We start from the raw sequence: 19,353 nt of genomic DNA on the forward strand, positions 1-19,353 counted from the left end.
CTGACCGGGCCCCGGGCCACGTGCGAGAGGGCCCTCCACGCGCGCGTGGAGGGCCCTCTCATCGGTCTGCGTCAGCCGCTCACGGCTTGAGGACGAGCGTGTCGCTCGTGCTCTTGTCGACCGCCTTGTCCGTGAACGACCAGGGCAGCAGCTCGCCCTTGACCCACATGCCCGTCTGGTCGGTGTAGTGGGCGTTGAAGGCGTGCCCGGAGGCCCCGGACAGGTTGATCCACTTGGACTTGTCGAAGTCCTTGAGGTTGACCACCATCCGCATGGACGGCACCCAGACGACGTTGTAGCCGCCGGCGGCGTTCCAGCCGGTCGCGTTGACGGTGGCCTCGCCGCCGCTGAGCTTCCAGGGACCGCGGTTGAGGATGTACTGGATGAACTCGGGGCCCTCGGTGCCGAGGGTCTGGTTCTTCAGGAACAGGCGGTGCAGCCGGCCCCAGCTCCAGGTGTCGATGTCCTTGCCGAGCTTGGCGGTCAGCTCCCAGCGGGCGTCGATCATGGCGCGGTTGAAGAGCTGGTCCATGTTGTTCGCCTCGGGACGGGTGCCCGACTTGGGCGTCTTCCACCAGTCGCTGTCCGGCTTCTCCATCAGCTGGCGCACGACCTCGAACCAGCGGTCGCCGCCGTCCGGCTGCGCCTGGTCGGCGTCGCGCTGGCCGCACTCGCGCACCTTGGTGTCGTCGTCCACCGGGCCGGTGCTGTCGATCTTGTCGACCCACAGGCACTGGCCCTTGACGCGCAGCTCCTTGGGGAGCTTGTTGCCGAAGGCGAGCTTGAGGACGTTGCGCCACACGGCGTTGAAGTAGGCGGCCGCCGCGGAGTCGGCGTCCTGGGTGTAGTCCCAGCCCTCCAGGAGCTTCTGGGCGTCGCGGACGTCCTTGTCCTTGAGGTTGATCTTCAGCAGCTTGGGCACCAGCAGCTTGGCGATCTCGCTGCTGTTGTCCATCTGCATCTGGCGCATGTCCTCGGGGGAGATCTTGCCGTTGTCCTTGATCTTGGACTCGATCAGATCGGTGATGCGCTGGCTGCGGGTGCCGTAGCCCCAGTCGGTGGTGAGCGTGTACGGGTACTTGTCCTTGTCGACCACGGCCTGGTTGGCGGTGACGATGTAACCCCGCTGGGGGTTGTACTCGTAGGGCAGCTCGTTCTGCTTGACGAAGCCGGTCCAGCGGTACTTCGGGTCCCAGCCCGGCACCGGGACGGAGCCGTCGGTGGCCGAGGAGCGGGTGGGGATCCTGCCGGGCAGCGTGTAGCCGATGTTGTTGTCCGTGTCGGCGTAGATCAGGTTCTGCGAGGGCACGTCGAACAGGGCCGCTGCGGAGCGGAAGTCGCTCCAGTTCGCCGCCTTGTCGATGGCGAACACGGCGTCCATGGAGGTGCCCGGGTCGAGCGCCGTCCACCGCAGGGCGATGCCGTAGCCGTCGCCCCGGTCGGGCGCGGCGCTGCTCACGGCGGCCTTCTTGCCGACCTGGACGAGTTCGTCGTCGCGGTCGGACAGCAGCGGCATCCCGTCGGCGGTCTGGCGCACGACGATCGTCTTGGACGCGCCGCCGATGACCTTGATGGTCTCCTCGCGGCTCGTGAAGGGCCGGACCTTGCCGTTGTACAGGTAGCCGTTGCCGCTGAGCTTCTCCAGGTACAGGTCGGTGACGTCGACCCCGGAGTTGGTCATGCCCCAGGCGATGTCCGCGTTGTGGCCGATGACCACACCGGGCATGCCGGCGAAGGTGTAGCCGCTGACGTCGAACTGGCACTTGCTGGAGACGGTGCGGCAGTGCAGGCCCATCTGGTACCAGACGGACGGCAGCGACGGGGACAGGTGCGGGTCGTTGGCCAGCAGCGGCTTGTTGGTGATGGTGTACTTCCCGGAGACGACCCAGGAGTTGGAGCCGATGCCCTGGCCGTTCACGCCGACGGCGGTGGGAACGTCGTCCAGGACGTTGTAGAGACCCGCCAGCTGGCTCGTGAGGCCCGATCCGGTCCTGGTCGAGGCGGAGGAGCCGGTCGTGCCGGCAGTCCCCTGGGAACCGGCCGTACCCGCCGTGCCCTGGGAGCCGGTCGTGCCGGCAGTCCCCTGGGAACCGGCCGTGCCCGCGGTCCCCTGGGTGCCGGTCGCACCCGTCGCACCCTGGGAGCCTGCCGTGCCGCCGCTCTGCCGGAATGCCTTGGCCAGCTGGCTGTACGCGCCTTCCCGGACGATCGGCTTGTTGCGGCCGTAGGGGTAGTCCGGGTACAGGTCCGCGATCTGCTGCGGGCCGAGGCGGCTGGTCATCAGCGCGCGGTCGACCTCGTCCTGCATGTTGCCGCGCAGGTCCCAGGCCATCGCCTTCAGCCAGGAGACCGAGTCGACCGGGGTCCACTCGGCGGGCTTGTAGTCGTTGACGAAGCCCAGGGCCGCGTACTCCAGGGAGATGTCCTTGCCGTCCTTGCCCCGGAGGTAGGCGTTGACTCCCTTGGCGTACGCCTGGAGGTACTTCTTCGTGGCGGCCGACAGCTTGGTGTCGTACTCCTGCTTGGCGATCCGGTCCCAGCCGAGGGTGCGCAGGAACTCGTCGTTCTTGACCTGGTCCTTGCCGAACATCTCGGACAGGCGCCCGGAGGTCATGTGACGGCGCACGTCCATCTCGTAGAACCGGTCCTGCGCCTGGACGAAGCCCTGCGCCATGAACAGGTCCTCGTCGGACGAGGCGTAGATCTGCGGGATGCCGTTGCCGTCCCGCTTCACGTCGACGGGCCCGGACAGGCCTTGGAGCGTGATCGAACCCGTGGTCTGCGGAAAGGAGGCACGGACGGTGCTGATCGACCAGTACGCCCCGTAGGCGATGCCTCCGACGATGGCCAGGACGAGCACCAGCACGACGAGTCGGGCTTTGCGCCCCTTCTTCCTGCCGGACGTGACGGACGTGGCACCCGTGGTGGCGGTGTCACCCGTTGTGGCGGTGGTGTTGGGGGGCATCGCTGTCCTTGCTGTCCTAACGCGAGCGGCAGGTCGGGCTGTGACTTTGAATGAGCGCTGGAGCAACCATAGGCGCAGGGCCCCGAACCGCTTGACGCGGAGTCGGTAACAAGCGCGCACGGACGTTCGATCTTGCCTCGACGAGTGTCAAGAAAGCGTCAAGAGTTAGGTAAGGTAACGAAGTACTTGGGTGCGGTGCGCCGCAGCCTCGGGTCTTGTGTACGTGTGCCCGCGCGTTCCGCGCACGGGCCAAGGAAGGGAACCGCCGCTGACTGTCCACCACCTCGACAAGCTCCTGCTCGTCTGCTCCCTGGTCCTCCTGGTCGCCGTCGCGGCCGTGCGGATCTCCTCGCGCAGCGGGCTCCCCAGCCTGCTCGTCTACCTGGGGATCGGCGTCCTCATGGGCCAGGACGGCATCGGGAACATCCACTTCGCCAACGCCGAGCTGACCCAGCTCATCGGATACGCGGCCCTGGTCGTGATCCTGGCCGAGGGCGGTCTGGGCACGAAGTGGAAGGAGATCGAACCGGCTCTGCCGGCAGCCTCCATGCTGGCGCTGGCAGGGGTCGCGATCAGCGTCGGGGTCACGGCGACGGGCGCGCACTACCTGATCGGGCTGGAGTGGCGGCAGGCGCTGATCATCGGCGCGGTGGTCTCCTCGACGGACGCGGCCGCGGTCTTCTCGGTCCTGCGCAGGATTCCCCTGCCCGCGCGCGTGACGGGCACGCTGGAGGCGGAGTCCGGTTTCAACGACGCTCCCGTGGTCATCCTGGTCGTGGCCTTCTCCCAGGCGGGCCCGGTCTCGCACTGGTACGTGCTGCTGGGCGAGATAGCTCTGGAGCTGGGCATCGGCATGGCCATCGGTCTCGCCGTGGGCTGGCTGGGCTCCTTCGGGCTCAGGCACGTGGCGCTGCCCGCCTCCGGCCTCTACCCGATCGCCGTGATGGCGATCGCGGTCACCGCGTACGCGGGCGGCGCGCTCGCGCACGGCAGCGGCTTCCTCGCGGTCTACCTCGCCTCGATGGTGCTCGGCAACTCCAAGCTGCCGCACTGGCCCGCCACCCGCGGCTTCGCCGAGGGGCTCGGCTGGATCGCCCAGATCGGCATGTTCGTCCTGCTCGGCCTGCTGGTCACCCCGCACGAGCTGGGCGACGACATCGTGCCCGCCCTCGTCATCGGGCTCGTGCTGACCACGGTGGCGCGGCCGGTGAGCGTGGTGGTGAGCCTGGCGCCGTTCCGGGTGCCGTGGCAGGACCAGACCCTGATGTCCTGGGCCGGGCTGCGCGGTGCGGTCCCCATCATCCTGGCGACGATCCCCATGGTGAACGGCGTGGACGCCAGCCATCGCATCTTCAACATCGTCTTCGTGCTGGTCGTCGTCTACACCCTCGTCCAGGGGCCGACCCTGCCATGGCTGGCGCGCACGCTGCACCTGGGCGAACAGGGCGAGCCGTCCGACCTCGGCATCGAGTCGGCCCCGTTGGAGCGGCTGCGCGGACACCTGCTGTCCTTCTCGATCCCCGAGAGCTCCCGGATGCACGGCGTCGAGGTGGGCGAACTGCGGCTGCCGCCCGGCGCCGCCGTCACCCTGGTCGTCCGGGACGGAAAATCGTTTGTTCCGCTGCCCACGACGGTGCTGCGACGCGGAGACGAACTCCTCGTGGTCGCCACCGACCCCGTGCGCGACGCGGCGGAGCGACGCCTGCGCGCGATCACCCACGGCGGCAAGCTGGCCAGCTGGCTGGGCACGGACGGCGCGGGGGCGGGACGCTGAGCGTCGGGGCGCGAGGCGGGGGCGAGGGGCGCGGGACGCAGGGCGCGGCGCGGGATGCAGACGTGAGCTGCGGGGGCGTGCGTTACGGGTGGGTTTCGCGCGATTCACACCGTCGCCAATCCCAGGTGAACGCCCTGCATGGTGCTCGTTTTCACAGGCTCACAAGCCCTTGCCCCCTGTAACATGAAGGCACCCTGATCGAACCAACTCTGTCTGACGCAGAGCTGGCGCGACCGTATGGCGGCCGGGACCCCCCTTGCAGTGGCACCGGTATCTACCGCAGTTCCGCGCAAGAGGACAGCTCTCGGCGCCCCCGTGAAAAGAGGGGTCGCGCTACCAGGCGGTAGAAAGGCACGGGCCGTGGCATCCACGGTCACCACCGACTCGACGCAGAACGCGCCGGCGTCGTCCCGCCCGGGATACGGACAGCTGCTGCGCACCCGCGGCGCCTGGACGTTCCTGCTCCCCGGCTTCGCGGCGCGTCAGCCGTTCGCGATGCTCACCCTCTCGATCGTGCTGCTCGTGCAGCACACCACCGGCTCGTACGGCGCCGCGGGTGCCGTCGCGGCCGCCACCGGTGTGTCCATGGCACTGTTCGCTCCGTACAGCGGCCGCCTCGCCGACCGCTACGGGCAGCGCGCGGTCCTGATCCCCGGTGTCCTCGTGCACACGGTGTCGGGCCTGTCCCTGACGGCGCTCGCGCTGGCGCACGCGCCCCTGTGGGCGCTGTTCGCGGCCTCCGTCCCCACCGGTGCCTCGGTGCCGCAGGTCGGCCCCATGGTGCGCGCCCGCTGGGGCGTGAAGCTTCAGGGCTCGCCCCTGATGACCACCGCGGCGGCGTTCGAGTCCGTCACCGACGAGCTGACCTTCGTCTTCGGCCCCCTGCTGGCGACCGCGCTGTGCACCGCCGTGGCCCCGTCCGCGGGCCTGGTCACCGAGGCCGCGCTGACGCTCGTCGGCGGTCTGCTGTTCGCCGCGCAGAAGAGCACGCAGCCGCCGGTGACCGGCGAGAGCGGGCACGCGCGCGTGAAGAACGCCTCCGCGCTGCGCGTTCCCGGTGTGCGGGTACTGGTCGTGACCTTCCTGGGCATCGGGTCCGTCTTCGGCGGCATGCAGGTGTCGCTGGCGGCATTCACCGAGTCGATCGGCCAGCCCGGCCTGAACGGCGTCCTGTACGGCGTCTTCGCCGCGGGCAACATGCTCTCCGGCATCGTCTGCGGCGCGATGGCCTGGAAGGCCGCCCCGCAGCGGCGCCTGCTCGTCGGCTACGCGGGGCTTGCACTGGCCGCGTCCGCACTGTGGACGGCGCACTCCGTCCCGCTGCTGGCCGCCGTCGGCCTGCTGGTCGGCATGTGCATCGCTCCGGCCCTGATCACCGGGTACACGCTGGTCGAGGGCCTGGTCCCGGCCGGCGCCCGCACCGAGGCGTTCACCTGGCTGACCGGCGCCGTCGCGCTCGGCCAGGCAGCGGCCGTCACGGTCGCCGGACAGCTGGAGGACCGCCTGTGGGACGGCGCCGGATTCCTGGTGCCGATGGCGGGCACCCTGCTCGCGCTGGCCACGCTGGTGGCCCTGCGTTCACGGCTGACCGCCCGGCCCGGGAGCCTGACCGTCGCACGTGGCGTCGGTCACCGTGTGCCGGTGACAGTGGACTGATCCCCGGGAATACGTCACTATGGACCGTCGTTAGCACTCATTGAGTGAGAGTGCCAGGAGGAAGTCAGTGCCCACCTACCAGTACCAGTGCACCGAGTGCGGCGAGGGCCTCGAGGCGGTGCAGAAGTTCACCGACGACGCTCTGACCGAGTGCCCCAGCTGCAGTGGCCGCCTGAAGAAGGTGTTCTCCGCGGTCGGCATTGTCTTCAAGGGCTCCGGCTTCTACCGCAACGACTCCCGCGGCTCCACGTCGAGCAGCAGCCCGGCGTCGAAGTCGCCGAGCGCCTCGTCGTCCGGCTCTTCCTCGTCCGACGCGAAGTCGTCGTCGACGACGTCCTCTTCGAGCTCTTCCGGCTCGTCGTCCTCGTCGGGCTCCGCCAGCAGCTCCGCCGCCTGAGACCTCGCTTCCGGGCCCTGTCGTCGTACGACGGCAGGGCCTTCGGCGTACCCGGCACCGGCTCCCGCCGCGGGTTCGCCGCGAGCTAGTGTGCTCGTCATGGCGAACGCAGAGATCGGCGTAATCGGCGGTTCGGGCTTCTACTCGTTCCTCGACGACGTGACCGAGGTCCAGGTGGACACCCCGTACGGGCAGCCCAGCGACTCCCTCTTCCTCGGCGAGATCGCCGGCCGGCGGGTCGCCTTCCTGCCCCGGCACGGCCGCGGCCATCACCTGCCCCCGCACCGCATCAACTACCGCGCCAACCTGTGGGCGCTGCGCTCGGTCGGCGTCCGGCAGGTCCTCGGTCCCTGCGCGGTGGGCGGACTGCGCCCCGAGTACGGCCCGGGCACCCTGCTCGTACCGGACCAGCTGGTGGACCGTACTAAGTCCAGGGTGCAGACGTACTTCGACGGGCTGCCGCTGCCCGACGGCACGGTGCCCAACGTGGTGCACGTGTCCGTGGCCGACCCGTACTGCCCCGCGGGGCGGGCCGCCGCGTTGAAGGCGGCCCGCGGACGGGACTGGGAGCCGGTGGACGGCGGCACGCTGGTCGTGGTCGAGGGACCGCGCTTCTCGACGCGTGCGGAATCGCTGTGGCACCAGGCGCAGGGCTGGTCGGTGGTGGGCATGACCGGCCACCCGGAGGCGGCGCTCGCCCGTGAACTCGAACTCTGCTACACGTCGCTGACGCTGGTCACCGACCTGGACGCCGGGGCCGAGACCGGCGAGGGCGTCTCGCACGACGAGGTCCTGCAGGTGTTCGCGGCCAACGTGGACCGGCTGCGGGGTGTGCTGTTCGACGCGGTGGCGGCGCTGCCGGAGACCGGGGAACGGGACTGCCTGTGCGTGAACGCGCTCGGCGGCATGGACCCGGGCTTCGAGCTGCCGTAGGGCGGGGCCGCCGGCCGAACGGAATTGCCCGTTCGAGTGGGCGAGTTGTCCACAACCGGTGGGTGGTCCACCGCCTCCGGCGGGCTTCGGCGCGAGGCCTCATCGTGGCATCGCAAGCCGATTCCTCGTCGCAGGCGGTGATCCTCATGTCCTTGGCCCCGTCGTCCCCCTCGCCTTCCGCCCCTTCGCCTTCCGGACTCCCCTGGCCTTCCGTTCTCTCCTCGCCCTCCGGCCTCCCCTCGCCCGCACGCCCTGGTGCGCCCTTCGCGCCTCCCCTGCGGCTGCCGCGTCCGCCGGGCACCGATGCACCCGCGACCTGCGAGGTCCCGCACTTCGCCCCGGTGCGAGTGCGCGGCGGGCGCTATCGGCTGCAGCGGCTCGTGCGACACCGCAGGGGCGCCCTGGCGGCCGGTCTCGCCGTGACGGCGGCCGCACTCGTGGCGGCCGGGCCGCGGAGCGCGCCGGAGGCGCAGAGCGCCGACCGGGCCCGCGGGCACCCCGTCACCGAACCTGTGCGCCCGCATCGACCAGCGGTGGATGCGGGCGGCGCGGCGGGCACGGTGGACGTGGTGACGGCGCCGGTACGGATCGCCGACGCCGCCACGGTCCGGCTGCTGCGGCCCGGCGACCGGGTCGATGTCATCGCCGCCGAGGATCCGTCGACCGGGGGCGGCGCCCGGGTGCTGGCGCGGGGCGTGCGGGTGACGAAGGTGCCGGAGCCCCTGGAAGGCGGGGCCGAGAGCGGAGCGCTGCTCGTGCTGTCGGTGCCGCGCGCCACGGCGGCGCGGCTCGTGGGTACGAGCGCCACGGCACGGCTGGCGGTGGCCCTGTGCTGAGCCGTCCCGGCCACTGTCCAGACGACCCGCTGTCGGATCCTCCGATCAAGCCAAGGAATTGGACACAATGGCCGCATCGTGCCGTAGGTTGCGGAGGGTTTCGTTCCACACCCTGTGCATACGAGGAGAGTCCCGGTGAGCACGCAGAAGGAACCGAGTATCTGGCAGGGCTTCAAAGCCTTCCTGATGCGCGGGAACGTCGTCGATCTGGCAGTCGCGGTAGTCATCGGCGCGGCCTTCACGAACATCGTGAACTCGGTGGTGAAGGGGATCATCAACCCGCTGGTGGGTGCGATCGGCACGCAGAACCTGGACAACTACAGCACGTGCCTGAGCGACTCCTGCAAGGGCACCCACGGCATCCAGCTGATGTGGGGCTCCGTACTGGGTGCCGCGCTGAGCTTCCTGATCACGGCGACGGTCGTGTACTTCCTGATGGTCCTGCCGATGGCGAAGTTCCTGGCCCGGCAGGAGGCCCGCCGGAAGGCGCGGGAGGGCTCGCGCGAGGTCATCGAGGTGACCGAGCTGGAGGTCCTCAAGGAGATCCGCGACGCGCTGGTCGCGCAACGCGGGTCGGGGCACGACGAGCGTTAGGGGCGCCTTGGCGGGCGGCTCACAGGTGGTGGGGCGGCTTCTCGTCGAGGAAGCGCTTCAGGTCGGCGGCGCTGTCGCCGTCCCCGCGCTCGCCCCACCCGCGGTCGGTGTCGTCCGAGGACTGCTGGTTCAGGGGGTCGTCGAAGACCAGCGTGGTCTTCGGCTCGCGCGGCTCGGACGAGTCGCGCGGCTCCGACAGCTCACGCGGCTCCGACGGGTCGTGCGGCTCGGATTTGGGGGCGGTGCTCATGCCCCAAGGGTACGGCCCGGCCGTGGGCCACGAAGACGTCCCGGACCGCCGGGAACCGGGACCCCCGCATGCTCGTGAATGCCTTCACAAGATATTGCGGCGGTTTTCTGCTGTCCTGGGAGGCATGACGTCGAGTTCCGCTCCGGCGCCTGCCTCCCCGGGCGCACCGCACTCCCAGGGGCCCTTGCGTCGGCTCACCGCGCGCGGGCGCGACGAGGCGCACCGGGTCGCCTCCCCGCTAGAACTCTTCTTCGACCTGTGCTTCGTCGTGGCCATCGCGCAGACGGGCAGCCAACTCGTGCACGCCGTGGCCGCGGGCCACGCGGGCGAGGGGATCCGGAACTACGCGATGGTGTTCTTCGCCATCTGGTGGGCCTGGATGAACTTCACCTGGTTCGCCTCCGCGTACGACAACGACGACGTGCTCTACCGGGTCGTCACCCTCGTCCAGATCGCCGGTGTGCTGGTGCTGGCAGCGGGCGTCCCCCGGGCGTCGGTGCAACACGACTACCTGGTGGTCTGGCTCGGCTACCTGATCATGCGCGTGGCGATGGCCGCGCAGTGGCTGAGAGCGGCACGGTGCGCCGAGGGCGCGGAGAGAACCATGGCGCTCAGATACGCCGGCGGCGTGCTGCTGTGCCAGGTCGGCTGGCTGGGGCTGGTCGTGCTGCCCGGACCCGCCCGGGGGTGGGTGTTCCTGGTGATGGCGATCGCGGAGCTGTGCGTACCGCTGTACGCCGAGAGGGGCCATCAGACGTCCTGGCATCCGCACCACATCGCCGAGCGGTACGGCCTGTTCACGATCATCGTGCTCGGAGAGACGATCGCGGCCGCCACGGTCGCCGTGCAGTCGGCGGTGAGCGAGCACGACGCGCTCGGCCGGCTGCTGCCGATCGCGGCGGGCGGGCTGCTGATCGTCTTCTCCGCCTGGTGGATCTACTTCGTGGTGCCCATCCACGGCCATCTGCGCTCCAACAGAGAGTCGTTCCTCTGGGGCTACGGGCACTACCTGATCTTCGCCTCGGCCGCGGCGATCGGCGCCGGCCTGGAGGTGGCGGTGGAGCAGGCCGTCGGCAAGACACACATCTCGACACTGTCCGCCTCGGCGGCCGTGACCCTGCCGACGGCGCTGTACCTGCTGACCGTCTGGGCGCTGCACTCGCGGCACTTCAAGATCGGCATCTCCCAGCAGCTGGTGCTGCCGGTCACGGCACTCCTGGTGATCTGCTGCACCTTCCTCGGCGACTGGGCGGTGCTCGCGGCAGGGCTCGTGGCGGCGGGCGCGGTGGCGACCGGGGTGACGCTCACTGCGCGCATGGCCACCCGCGAGCGCCGCACGGGCACGACGGCAGCGGCCGCCTGAGCCCTGCGACGGCGCCCCGGGCTGGGCCAGACTGGCCGCCATGACAACTGACGCATTGACGGACGTCGCCGGGGTGCGGGTGGGGCACGCGTCCCGCAGCGGGGACGGCTGGCTCACCGGCACCACGGTCGTCCTCGCCCCCGAGGGCGGCGCCGTCGCCGCCGTGGATGTGCGCGGAGGCGGCCCCGGCACCAAGGAGACCGACGCCCTCGACCCGCGCAACGTGGTGCAGAAGGTCGATGCCGTCGTACTGACCGGCGGCAGCGCGTACGGGCTCGACGCGGCGTCCGGGGTCATGGCCTGGCTGGAGGAGCAGGGGCGCGGGGTGCCGGTCGGGTCGGATCCGGCGCATGTCGTGCCGGTGGTTCCGGCCGCGTGCGTCTTCGACCTGGGACGGGGCGGGGACTTCCGCGCCCGCCCGGACGCGGCGACGGGCCGCGCGGCGGTCGAGGCGGCCGCGGCGAGCACGCCGGGCGAGAGAGTGCCGCAGGGGTGCGTGGGGGCCGGTACGGGCGCGGTGGCGGGGGCGCTCAAGGGTGGGGTGGGGACCGCGAGTACGGTCCTCGGCTCGGGGATCACCGTGGCCGCGCTGGTGGTGGTGAATGCCGCGGGGGCGGTGGCGGATCCCGGAACGGGCGTTCTGTACGGGGAGTTGTTCCAGGGGCGCGTGCGGTACCCGGAGGAGCGCGTGCACGAGGCCGCCCGCCGGCGCCTTGCCGAGGTGGCCGCCAAGAACGCACCCCCGCCGCTCAACACGACGCTCGCGGTGGTCGCGACCGACGCGGACCTCACCAAGGCGCAGGCGCAGAAGATGGCGGGCACGGCGCACGACGGCATCGCGCGCGCCGTGCGGCCGGTGCACCTGCTGCACGACGGCGACACCGTGTTCGCCCTGGCGACGGGCGCGCACCCGCTCGACGGCGGGCAGCCCCTGGCGCTGAACGACATCCTCGCGGCCGGAGCGGACGTCGTGACGCGCGCGATCGTACGCGCCGTGCGCGCCGCCGAGTCGGTCGAGGGGCCGGGCGGAGTGTGGCCGTCGTACAGGGAGTTGTACGGGCAGGCGCACGAGGAGCGGTAGGCGCAAGGCGTTCAAAAGGGCTCGAAGGCAAAGGGGCACGTCGGGGGCTCGAAGGCAAAGGGGCACGTCGGGGGCCCGAAGGCAAAGGGGCACGTCGGGGGCCCGAAGGCTTGGAATGTCGCGGTTCTGTCACGTGATGGCGTTCAGGGACTTTGAAAGGAACCTTCCGCCGGGCCGGTGCCCTCTTTCTTCACGCACTGGAACGGATCACGCACATCGAATGAACCTGGAGCAGCCCGTGACAACGCCGGACATTACAGCGCGGCGCGCACTGGGGGCCTGTGCCGCCCTGGTGGTCGGCGCCCTCACTCTGACCGCCTGCGGTGGCAGCGCCAACGCCACGGACGACACGAAGGGCGGCAAGGACTCGCCCAAGACGTCGACGGCGCAGATCGCGATCTCGGCCAAGGACGGTTCGACCGGCGCGTCCATCAACGCGACCGGGGTGAAGGTCAGCGACGGCAAGCTGACCGACGTGAAGATGACCGTGGCCGGGTCGGGGCAGGCCGTGCAGGGGGCGATATCGGCGGACGGCAGCAGCTGGAAGCCGAAGCAGCGGCTGGAGCGCGGCACCAAGTACCAGATAGCCGCGACCGCGAAGGACGCGAACGGGCGTACGGCGGCGGCCAACTCCATCTTCACCACCGTCAACTCGAGCGACAGCTTCATCGGCACCTACACGCCGGACGACGGCTCGACGGTCGGCGTGGGCATGCCGGTGTCGTTCACTTTCGACAAGCGCATCACCGACAAGAAGGCCGTGCAGTCGCACATCACGGTCAACTCCAGCAGCGGGCAGCAGGTGGTCGGGCACTGGTTCGGGGACCAGCGGCTGGACTTCCGGCCGCAGGACTACTGGAAGGCCGGTTCCAAGGTCACGATGAAGATCGACCTGGACGGCGTCCAGGGCGCCAGCGGCATCTCCGGCGTGCAGAAGAAGACGGTGACCTTCACGGTCGGGCGCTCGCAGGTCTCCACGGTCGACGCCAACACGCAGACCATGACGGTGGTGCGGGACGGCAGGACGATCAAGCAGGTGCCGATCTCCGCGGGCAGCGCGCAGCACACCACGTACAACGGCCAGATGGTCATCTCCGAGAAGTTCGTGCAGACCCGCATGAACGGCTCGACGGTCGGCTTCGGCGGGGAGTACGACATCTCGGACGTGCCGCACGCGATGCGCCTGACGACGTCCGGCACGTTCATCCACGGCAACTACTGGTACAACAAGGGCAACCCGCCCTTCGGCCGGGAGGGCACCAGCCACGGCTGCGTCGGCCTGGCGGACGTGCAGGGCGCACAGGGCGCCACGACGGCCAAGTGGTTCTACGACAACTCGCTCATCGGTGACGTCGTGATCGTGAAGAACTCCCCGGACAAGACGGTGTCCCCGGACAACGGTCTCAACGGCTGGAACATGGCGTGGAGCGCCTGGACCGCAGGAAGTGCCGTCTGACCGGCTGGTTTTGACGGAACGTGAGGCCGCGCGGGAACATTTCGCGCGGCCCTCGCGTTTTCCCGGCATACGTTTTCTCGGTTCCCGGACATGATGTCCGACCGAGGGGCTACGGTATGCACCCACAAGGTGACATGCAGCAACGCCGGGAGAAGCCTTGAGCGTTCCGTACGAGACGGCAGCGTACGAACCAGCCGAGTCGCCCGAGTCTCCGGAGGAGCATCTCGCGCGACTCCTCGGCCGTGCCCTGAACTCCTTCGAGCTGCCCGACGAGGTGATACGGCGGCTCGACTGCGCGCTGGCGCACGACAGTTCCCTGCACTCCGCCCACCACAGCGCGGGCCTGCACTGCGAGACGTACCGGCACACCTGGCTGCTCGCCGACGGCTCGGCGGTGACCCTGTGGGAGCTCGTGCACAACACCGCTCCGGGCCGCGGCGCGCAGCACGAGGTGTATGTGGACAAGGAGGAACTGCACGCCTCCACCGCCCGGCTCCCGCTGCCGTCGGACACGCCGGACTTCGAGCTGCCGCCACTGACGCACCTGTCGGCGATTCCCGAGCCCCGGCACGTGTACGCCCCGGACGACTCGGCGGACCACGCGCGCCGGCTGCTGCGCCGCGCGGAGAACCAGAACCCGCCGGGCGCGGAGGTGGCGGCGCTGCTGGCGACCGCGTCCGCGCATCAGATCACCCAGGCGTTCGGGCGCCCCGGGCGAGCCGCCCGGGCCGGACTGAGCTTCGCGCTGTACGAGCACGCGTTCCTGCTGCCGGACGGCCGGGAGATCTCCCTGTGGGAGGTCGAGCACACGGCGACGCCCGACGGGCGGCACATGTGCGAGGTGTACACCACGGCGGACGCGGCACGGAACGCCATGGAGCGACGCGCGGCCCGGCAGGGCTAGGGCCTGTCCGGCGGATCGGGCCGGCCTCGATTCCGGCATGGTCCGCCGGACAGGTTCTAGCGGTGACCGAGTCGGCGTACCAGGCCCGCGAAGGCGTCCTGTTCGGCCGGGGTCAGCTCGACGGACTCCTGCGAGGGGCCGACCGGGGACTGGTGCGGGAGGGCCGGGAGCGCGGCGGCTGCCAGTCGCCTGGTGGCCTCGACACGGGCGCGGCGCAGCAGTCGCGTCACCACGACGGCCCAAGCGACGCCTGCGGCGGTGAGGGCGACCGCGCCGATCAGCTGAAGAGTCGAGACGTGCTCAGGCATACGCCCCAGTACACACCACGGTCCGGGACTATGGCCCCGGACCGTGACGTATCTCGCAGGTGGCGTGAACAACTCACAGTTCACCAAAGGGACAAGAGGCGGCGGTGCACCCTCAGGCGGCGAGCGGCTGCTGCGCCTCCCTCGACGCCGTGGCCGCGCTCTCGGCGGGGTCCTCGGCCGTGGTCTGCGGGACCGGCTTGCGCATGCCCTTGAGGATGACGACCAGGGCGGTGGTGACGCACATGCCGGCCACGATGGCGATGAGGTAGAAGAACGGGTTGCCGATCAGCGGGACCACGAAGATGCCGCCGTGCGGGGCGCGCAGGGTGGCTCCGAAGGCCATCGACAGGGCACCGGTGACCGCGCCGCCCACCATGGCGGACGGGATGACCCGCAGCGGGTCCGCCGCGGCGAACGGGATCGCGCCCTCGGAGATGAAGGAGGCGCCCAGCACCCACGCGGCCTTGCCGTTCTCGCGCTCGGTCTGCGTGAAGAGCTTCCCGCGGACGGTCGTGGCCAGGGCCATCGCCAGCGGCGGGACCATGCCGGCCGCCATCACCGCGGCCATGATCTTCATCGCGGAGTCACTGGGGTTGGAGACGGCGATGCCCGCCGTGGCGAAGGTGTAGGCGACCTTGTTGACCGGACCGCCTAGGTCGAAGCACATCATCAGGCCGAGCAGGGCGCCGAGCAGGACGGCGTTGGCGCCGGTGAGACCGTTCAGCCAGTCGGTCAGGCCCTTCTGGGCGGAGGCGATGGGCCTACCGACGACGACGAACATCAGGAAGCCGACGATCGCCGAGGAGATCAGCGGGATCACCACCACCGGCATGATGCCGCGCAACGCCGCGGGGATGTTGATCCTCTGGATCGCCAGCACCACGCCACCGGCGATCAGACCGGCCACCAGGCCGCCGAGGAAGCCGGCGTTGATGGTCAGCGAGATCGCGCCGCCCACGAATCCGGGGACCAGGCCGGGCCGGTCCGCCATGCCGTAGGCGATGTAGCCGGCCAGGACCGGGACGAGGAAGCCGAAGGAGACGACGCCGATCTGGAACAGGAGCGCGCCCCAGCTGTCGGCCTGGGTCCACACGAAGTGGTCCATCACCGACGGCGCCTTGTTGATCTTGTAGCCGCCGATCGCGAAGCCGAGGGCGATGAGGAGGCCGCCCGCGGCGACGAACGGAACCATGTAGCTCACGCCGGACATCAGCCACTTGCGGAGCTTGGTGCCGTAGCCCTCGGTGGAGTCGCCGGCCCGCTCGACCGGCGTTCCCGCAGCGGCGGCCGCGGTGACCTCGCCGCGCTCGGCCTTGGAGCGCACCTCGGCGATCAGCTCGGCCGGGCGGTTGATGCCCGCCTTCACGCCGACGTCGACCGTCGCCTTGCCCGCGAAGCGGTCCTTGTCGCGTACGGGGACGTCGTGCGCGAAGATCACGCCGTCCGCCGCCGCGATCACCGCCGGGTCGAGCCGGGTGAAGCCGGCCGAGCCCTGCGTCTCGACGACGACCTCGACGCCCGCGTCACGGCCCGCGTTCTCCAGGGACTCGGCCGCCATGTAGGTGTGGGCGATGCCCGTCGGGCAGGAGGTGACGGCGACGACACGGAAGGGGCGTTCGCCCGCGCCGTACCCGTCGGACGCGCCGGCCGTGCCGCCGTGCGCGGGGGCGGACGCACCCGCACCCGCCGTCACACCCCCCACGGTCACACCCTCACCCGCGCCGACGCCCGTTCGCGGGTCCTTGCCCGCGCCGGTGCCTTCGCCCGGCGCCTGCTGCGCCGTACTGCCCGCCGCGGCGCCGGCGGAGGCCGCCCCCGGCGCCGCAGCGGTGTTCACGGGGGCGCCCACGGCGCCCTGTGCTCCGGCATGCTCGGCCGCCGTCCCGGCCACTCCCTCGGCGGCGCCCGCCGGTGCCTCGTCCCCCCGGATCAGCGCCGCCGCCGTCCCCGCCTCGCCCACCGACCGCAGCGCATCCGTGAACTCGGTGTTCATCAGCTGCCGGGCCAGGGAGGAGAGGATCGTGAGGTGGGCGTTGTCCGCACCGGCCGGGGCGGCGATGAGGAAGATCAGGTCGGCGGGGCCGTCCGCGGCGCCGAAGTCGATGCCCGCCGCGCTGCGGCCGAAGGCGAGTGTCGGCTCGGTGACATGGGGGCTGCGGCAGTGCGGGATGCCGATGCCGCCGTCGAGGCCGGTCGGCATCTGGGCCTCGCGGGCGGCCACGTCGGCGAGGAAGCCCTCCAGGTCGGTCACCCGGCCCTGCGCCACCATGCGCTCGGCGAGGGCGCGCGCCGCCGTTTCCTTCGTGTCGGCGGACAGGTCGAGGTCGACCAGGTCCGCGGTGATCATGTCGCTCATCGCGGGCTCCTATGCACGCGTATCGCCCGAGGAGTGGGGTGGGCGGGGGTGGGGACGTGGGTGCCGTGGGGGGAAGTGGCGGGGTGGACGGAGACGGGGCCGGGGAGCCCCCGCCTCCTGGGGGCGGCGGAGCGGCTCGGGGTGCCCTGCCGGCCCGCGGACGCGACGAGTAACGGGGAGCCTCGCCGCTTCATGGCCGATGGATGGAGCGGGACCACGACCGTGGAACGGAGCAGAACCGTGGCCGCGGAACGGAGCGGAGCCACGGCCGTGGAACGGAGCTGAGCCATGGCCGTGGGACGGAGCGGAGCCACGGCTGCGGGAGGGAGCGGGATCACGGCCGCGGGACGGACCGGAACCAAGGCCGCGGGACGGAGCGCGGTCATGACCGTTGCATGAAGCGGCGTCGGAGCCGTCCGTTCGAGCGGGGACGGCGACATGGTCGTGACGACGCTTCGGACGTTCATGACACCGGCTCCGTCAGCTCGTGGTCGACCGGGATGTCGGCGGTGACCGTCACCGCCGACAGGTCCAGGTCGGCAGGGGTCGGCATGACACTGCCGGGAAGCTGCACGGCGGCGGCGCCGTGGGCGACGGCGGAGGCGAGGGCGTCGGGGCCGCTGCCGCCGGCGATCAGGAAGCCCGCGAGGGAGGAGTCACCGGCGCCCACGTTGCTGCGTACGGTGTCCGCGCGGGCGCTGCCGAACCAGGCACCCTCGTCGTCCACGAGCAGCTGGCCGTCGGCGCCGAGGCTCGCGAGGACGGCGCGCGCGCCCATCTCACGCAACTCCTCGGCCGCCTTCACCGCGTCGCCCACCGTCGCCAGCGGGCGCCCGACGGCTTCCGCCAGCTCCTCGGCGTTCGGCTTCACCACGTCGGGCCGCGCGCGCAGCGCCTCCAGGAGCGCACGCCCGGAGGTGTCCAGGGCGATGCGTGCGCCTGCGGCGTGCGCCCGCGTGACGACGTCGGCGTACCACGAGGGCGCGAGCCCCCGGGGCAGGCTCCCGCAGCACGCGATCCAGTCGGCGTCCCGGGACTGCAGACGGACGGCGTCCAGCAAGAGTTCCTGCTCGGCCGCCGACAGCTCCGGGCCCGGGGCGTTGATCTTCGTGAGCACCCCGTCCGCCTCCGCGAGCGCGATGTTGGAGCGAGTGGCACCGGCGACCGGGACCGGCGCGACCTCGATGCCCTGGGCGTCGAGCAGATCGGCGATGAGCGCCCCCGGCGCACCGCCCAGGGGCAGGACGGCGACCGTACGCCGACCGGCGGCCGCGACCGCGCGCGAGACGTTCACGCCCTTGCCGCCCGGGTCCATGCGCTCGGTCTCGGCACGGATGACCTCGCCACGCTTGAGGGCCTGGACCTCGTAGGTGCGGTCGAGGGAGGGGTTGGGGGTGACGGTGAGGATCATGTGCGCACTACTTCCGTGCCGCCGCTCTCGATGGCGGAGGAGTCTTCGGGGCTCAGCCCGCTGTCGGTGATCAGCAGGTCCACGTCGCTCAGGTCGCCGAAACGGGCGAAGTGCTCCTGACCGTGCTTGGAGGAGTCGGCGAGCAGGACCACGCGCCGGGCGGCGGCGACGGCCGCGCGCTTGACCGCGGCCTCCGCGAGGTCGGGGGTGGTCAGACCGTGCTCGGCGGAGAAGCCGTTGGCGGCGACGAACAGGACGTCGGCGCGGATCTCGCCGTAGGCGCGCAGCGCCCATGCGTCGACGGCGGCGCGCGTGCGGTGCCGTACGCGCCCGCCGACCAGGTGGAGCTGGATGCCCGGGTGGTCGGCGAGGCGGGCCGCGATCGGCAGGCTGTGCGTGACGACGGTGAGGGAGGCCTCGAGCGGGATGGCCGCCGCCACGCGGGCCACCGTCGTACCGGCGTCGAGGATCATCGTGCCCTCGGTGGGCAGCTCGGCGAGGGCCGCCTTGGCGATGCGGTCCTTCTCGTCGGCGGCGGTGGACTCGCGTTCGGCGAGGTCGGGCTCGAAGTCGAGGCGCCCGACGGGGATGGCGCCACCGTGCACCCGGCGGACGAGGCCGGCGCGGTCGAGGGCCTTCAGGTCGCGGCGGATCGTCTCCGCGGTGACCTGGAACTCCTCGGCCAGCGACAGTACGTCCACCCGGCCGCCGTCACGGGCGAGCCGGAGGATCTCCTGCTGTCGCTCCGGTGCGTACATGTCCGTTCGCCTCCGACTGATGCCCGAACGTGTGGTTTCACTGGGAGAATACGCCCGGCATTCCGGAAAGTAAACAGTCCCGGACTTCACTCGGACACAAACGGACTTTCCGGGGGTGTGGCCGAGTCCAGCGCCCGGCCATCGGACACGGACGGACTTCGGAGCTCGGGCATCGGACACAGACGGACTTCCGGAGCGCGGGCGGGGGCCGACGCCCGGCCACCGGAGACGCGCCGAACGTCGACGAGCCCGGCACGCGCCGGTTCCGCAGGCGGTGTTGGACCGGGTGTGGCACGAGCCGGTGCAGCGCG

The 19,353-nt window shown here is 71.1% G+C and carries 16 protein-coding genes; 10 read left to right on the plus strand and 6 right to left on the minus strand.

Features of this window, described 5'->3' with window-relative positions; genetic code table 11:
- Nucleotides 1–79: 79 nt before the first annotated feature.
- Nucleotides 80–2,965 (minus strand): penicillin acylase family protein, encoded by a 2,886-nt coding sequence (locus AB0H32_RS37545; RefSeq protein WP_361130555.1) that lies wholly within the window; start codon nt 2,963–2,965, stop codon nt 80–82.
- A 217-nt stretch (nt 2,966–3,182) separates the two neighbouring features.
- Between AB0H32_RS37545 and AB0H32_RS37550 the strand changes: the two genes are divergently transcribed.
- The 6 genes from AB0H32_RS37550 to mscL all read left to right on the plus strand — a co-directional run bounded on the left by AB0H32_RS37550 (nt 3,183) and on the right by mscL (nt 9,155).
- A complete protein-coding gene (locus tag AB0H32_RS37550) occupies nt 3,183–4,739 on the plus strand; it encodes a potassium/proton antiporter (protein ID WP_361130558.1) in 1,557 nt (518 codons plus the stop codon).
- A gap of 360 nt (nt 4,740–5,099) precedes the next feature.
- A complete protein-coding gene (locus AB0H32_RS37555; RefSeq protein ID WP_361130561.1) occupies nt 5,100–6,395 on the plus strand; it encodes an MFS transporter in 1,296 nt (431 codons plus the stop codon).
- Nucleotides 6,396–6,462: 67 nt separating this feature from the next.
- Complete coding sequence (locus tag AB0H32_RS37560) at nt 6,463–6,792, plus strand: FmdB family zinc ribbon protein (protein WP_361130564.1); 330 nt, start codon at nt 6,463–6,465, stop codon at nt 6,790–6,792.
- Between the two features lie 99 nt (nt 6,793–6,891).
- Nucleotides 6,892–7,725 (plus strand): S-methyl-5'-thioadenosine phosphorylase, encoded by an 834-nt coding sequence (locus AB0H32_RS37565; RefSeq protein WP_361130567.1) that lies wholly within the window; start codon nt 6,892–6,894, stop codon nt 7,723–7,725.
- Nucleotides 7,726–7,871: 146 nt separating this feature from the next.
- Complete coding sequence (locus AB0H32_RS37570) at nt 7,872–8,561, plus strand: hypothetical protein (RefSeq protein ID WP_361130570.1); 690 nt, start codon at nt 7,872–7,874, stop codon at nt 8,559–8,561.
- Between the two features lie 135 nt (nt 8,562–8,696).
- A complete protein-coding gene (mscL, locus tag AB0H32_RS37575) occupies nt 8,697–9,155 on the plus strand; it encodes a large conductance mechanosensitive channel protein MscL (RefSeq protein ID WP_361130572.1) in 459 nt (152 codons plus the stop codon).
- A gap of 19 nt (nt 9,156–9,174) precedes the next feature.
- Here mscL and AB0H32_RS37580 read toward each other — a convergent pair whose 3' ends face one another.
- A complete protein-coding gene (locus AB0H32_RS37580; RefSeq protein WP_361130599.1) occupies nt 9,175–9,354 on the minus strand; it encodes a hypothetical protein in 180 nt (59 codons plus the stop codon).
- 175 nt (nt 9,355–9,529) lie between these two features.
- On the opposite strand from AB0H32_RS37580, the gene AB0H32_RS37585 reads away from it, so the two are divergent.
- From AB0H32_RS37585 to AB0H32_RS37600, 4 genes are all read left to right on the plus strand, one after another.
- Entirely contained in the window at nt 9,530–10,768 is a 1,239-nt protein-coding gene (locus AB0H32_RS37585; RefSeq protein WP_361130575.1) for a low temperature requirement protein A, read from the plus strand.
- Nucleotides 10,769–10,808: 40 nt separating this feature from the next.
- Nucleotides 10,809–11,849, plus strand: a complete 1,041-nt coding sequence (locus tag AB0H32_RS37590; RefSeq protein WP_361130578.1) for a P1 family peptidase — start codon at nt 10,809–10,811, stop codon at nt 11,847–11,849.
- A 238-nt stretch (nt 11,850–12,087) separates the two neighbouring features.
- The gene (locus AB0H32_RS37595) at nt 12,088–13,305 is read left to right on the plus strand and encodes an Ig-like domain-containing protein (RefSeq protein ID WP_361130581.1); all 1,218 of its coding nucleotides are present in this window, start codon (nt 12,088–12,090) and stop codon (nt 13,303–13,305) included.
- Nucleotides 13,306–13,462: 157 nt separating this feature from the next.
- Nucleotides 13,463–14,209, plus strand: coding sequence for a DUF6227 family protein (locus AB0H32_RS37600; protein WP_361130584.1), 747 nt, complete (start codon nt 13,463–13,465; stop codon nt 14,207–14,209).
- Between the two features lie 56 nt (nt 14,210–14,265).
- Here the strand turns inward: AB0H32_RS37600 and AB0H32_RS37605 are convergent, their stop codons facing one another.
- The 4 genes from AB0H32_RS37605 to AB0H32_RS37620 all read right to left on the minus strand — a co-directional run bounded on the left by AB0H32_RS37605 (nt 14,266) and on the right by AB0H32_RS37620 (nt 19,042).
- On the minus strand, nt 14,266–14,517 hold the full coding sequence (locus AB0H32_RS37605; RefSeq protein ID WP_361130587.1) for a hypothetical protein: 252 nt from the start codon (nt 14,515–14,517) through the stop codon (nt 14,266–14,268).
- 112 nt (nt 14,518–14,629) lie between these two features.
- Nucleotides 14,630–16,873, minus strand: a complete 2,244-nt coding sequence (locus AB0H32_RS37610) for a fructose-specific PTS transporter subunit EIIC (RefSeq protein WP_361130590.1) — start codon at nt 16,871–16,873, stop codon at nt 14,630–14,632.
- Nucleotides 16,874–17,336: 463 nt separating this feature from the next.
- Nucleotides 17,337–18,284, minus strand: coding sequence for a 1-phosphofructokinase (gene pfkB, locus AB0H32_RS37615; protein WP_361130593.1), 948 nt, complete (start codon nt 18,282–18,284; stop codon nt 17,337–17,339).
- Nucleotides 18,281–19,042, minus strand: a complete 762-nt coding sequence (locus AB0H32_RS37620) for a DeoR/GlpR family DNA-binding transcription regulator (protein WP_361130596.1) — start codon at nt 19,040–19,042, stop codon at nt 18,281–18,283. Before AB0H32_RS37620 ends, pfkB begins: the two co-directional genes overlap by 4 nt.
- Nucleotides 19,043–19,353 lie beyond the last annotated feature (311 nt).

The sequence above is a fragment of the Streptomyces sp. NPDC020362 genome (assembly GCF_040642095.1).
In the GTDB taxonomy this organism is placed as follows: Bacteria; Actinomycetota; Actinomycetes; order Streptomycetales; family Streptomycetaceae; genus Streptomyces.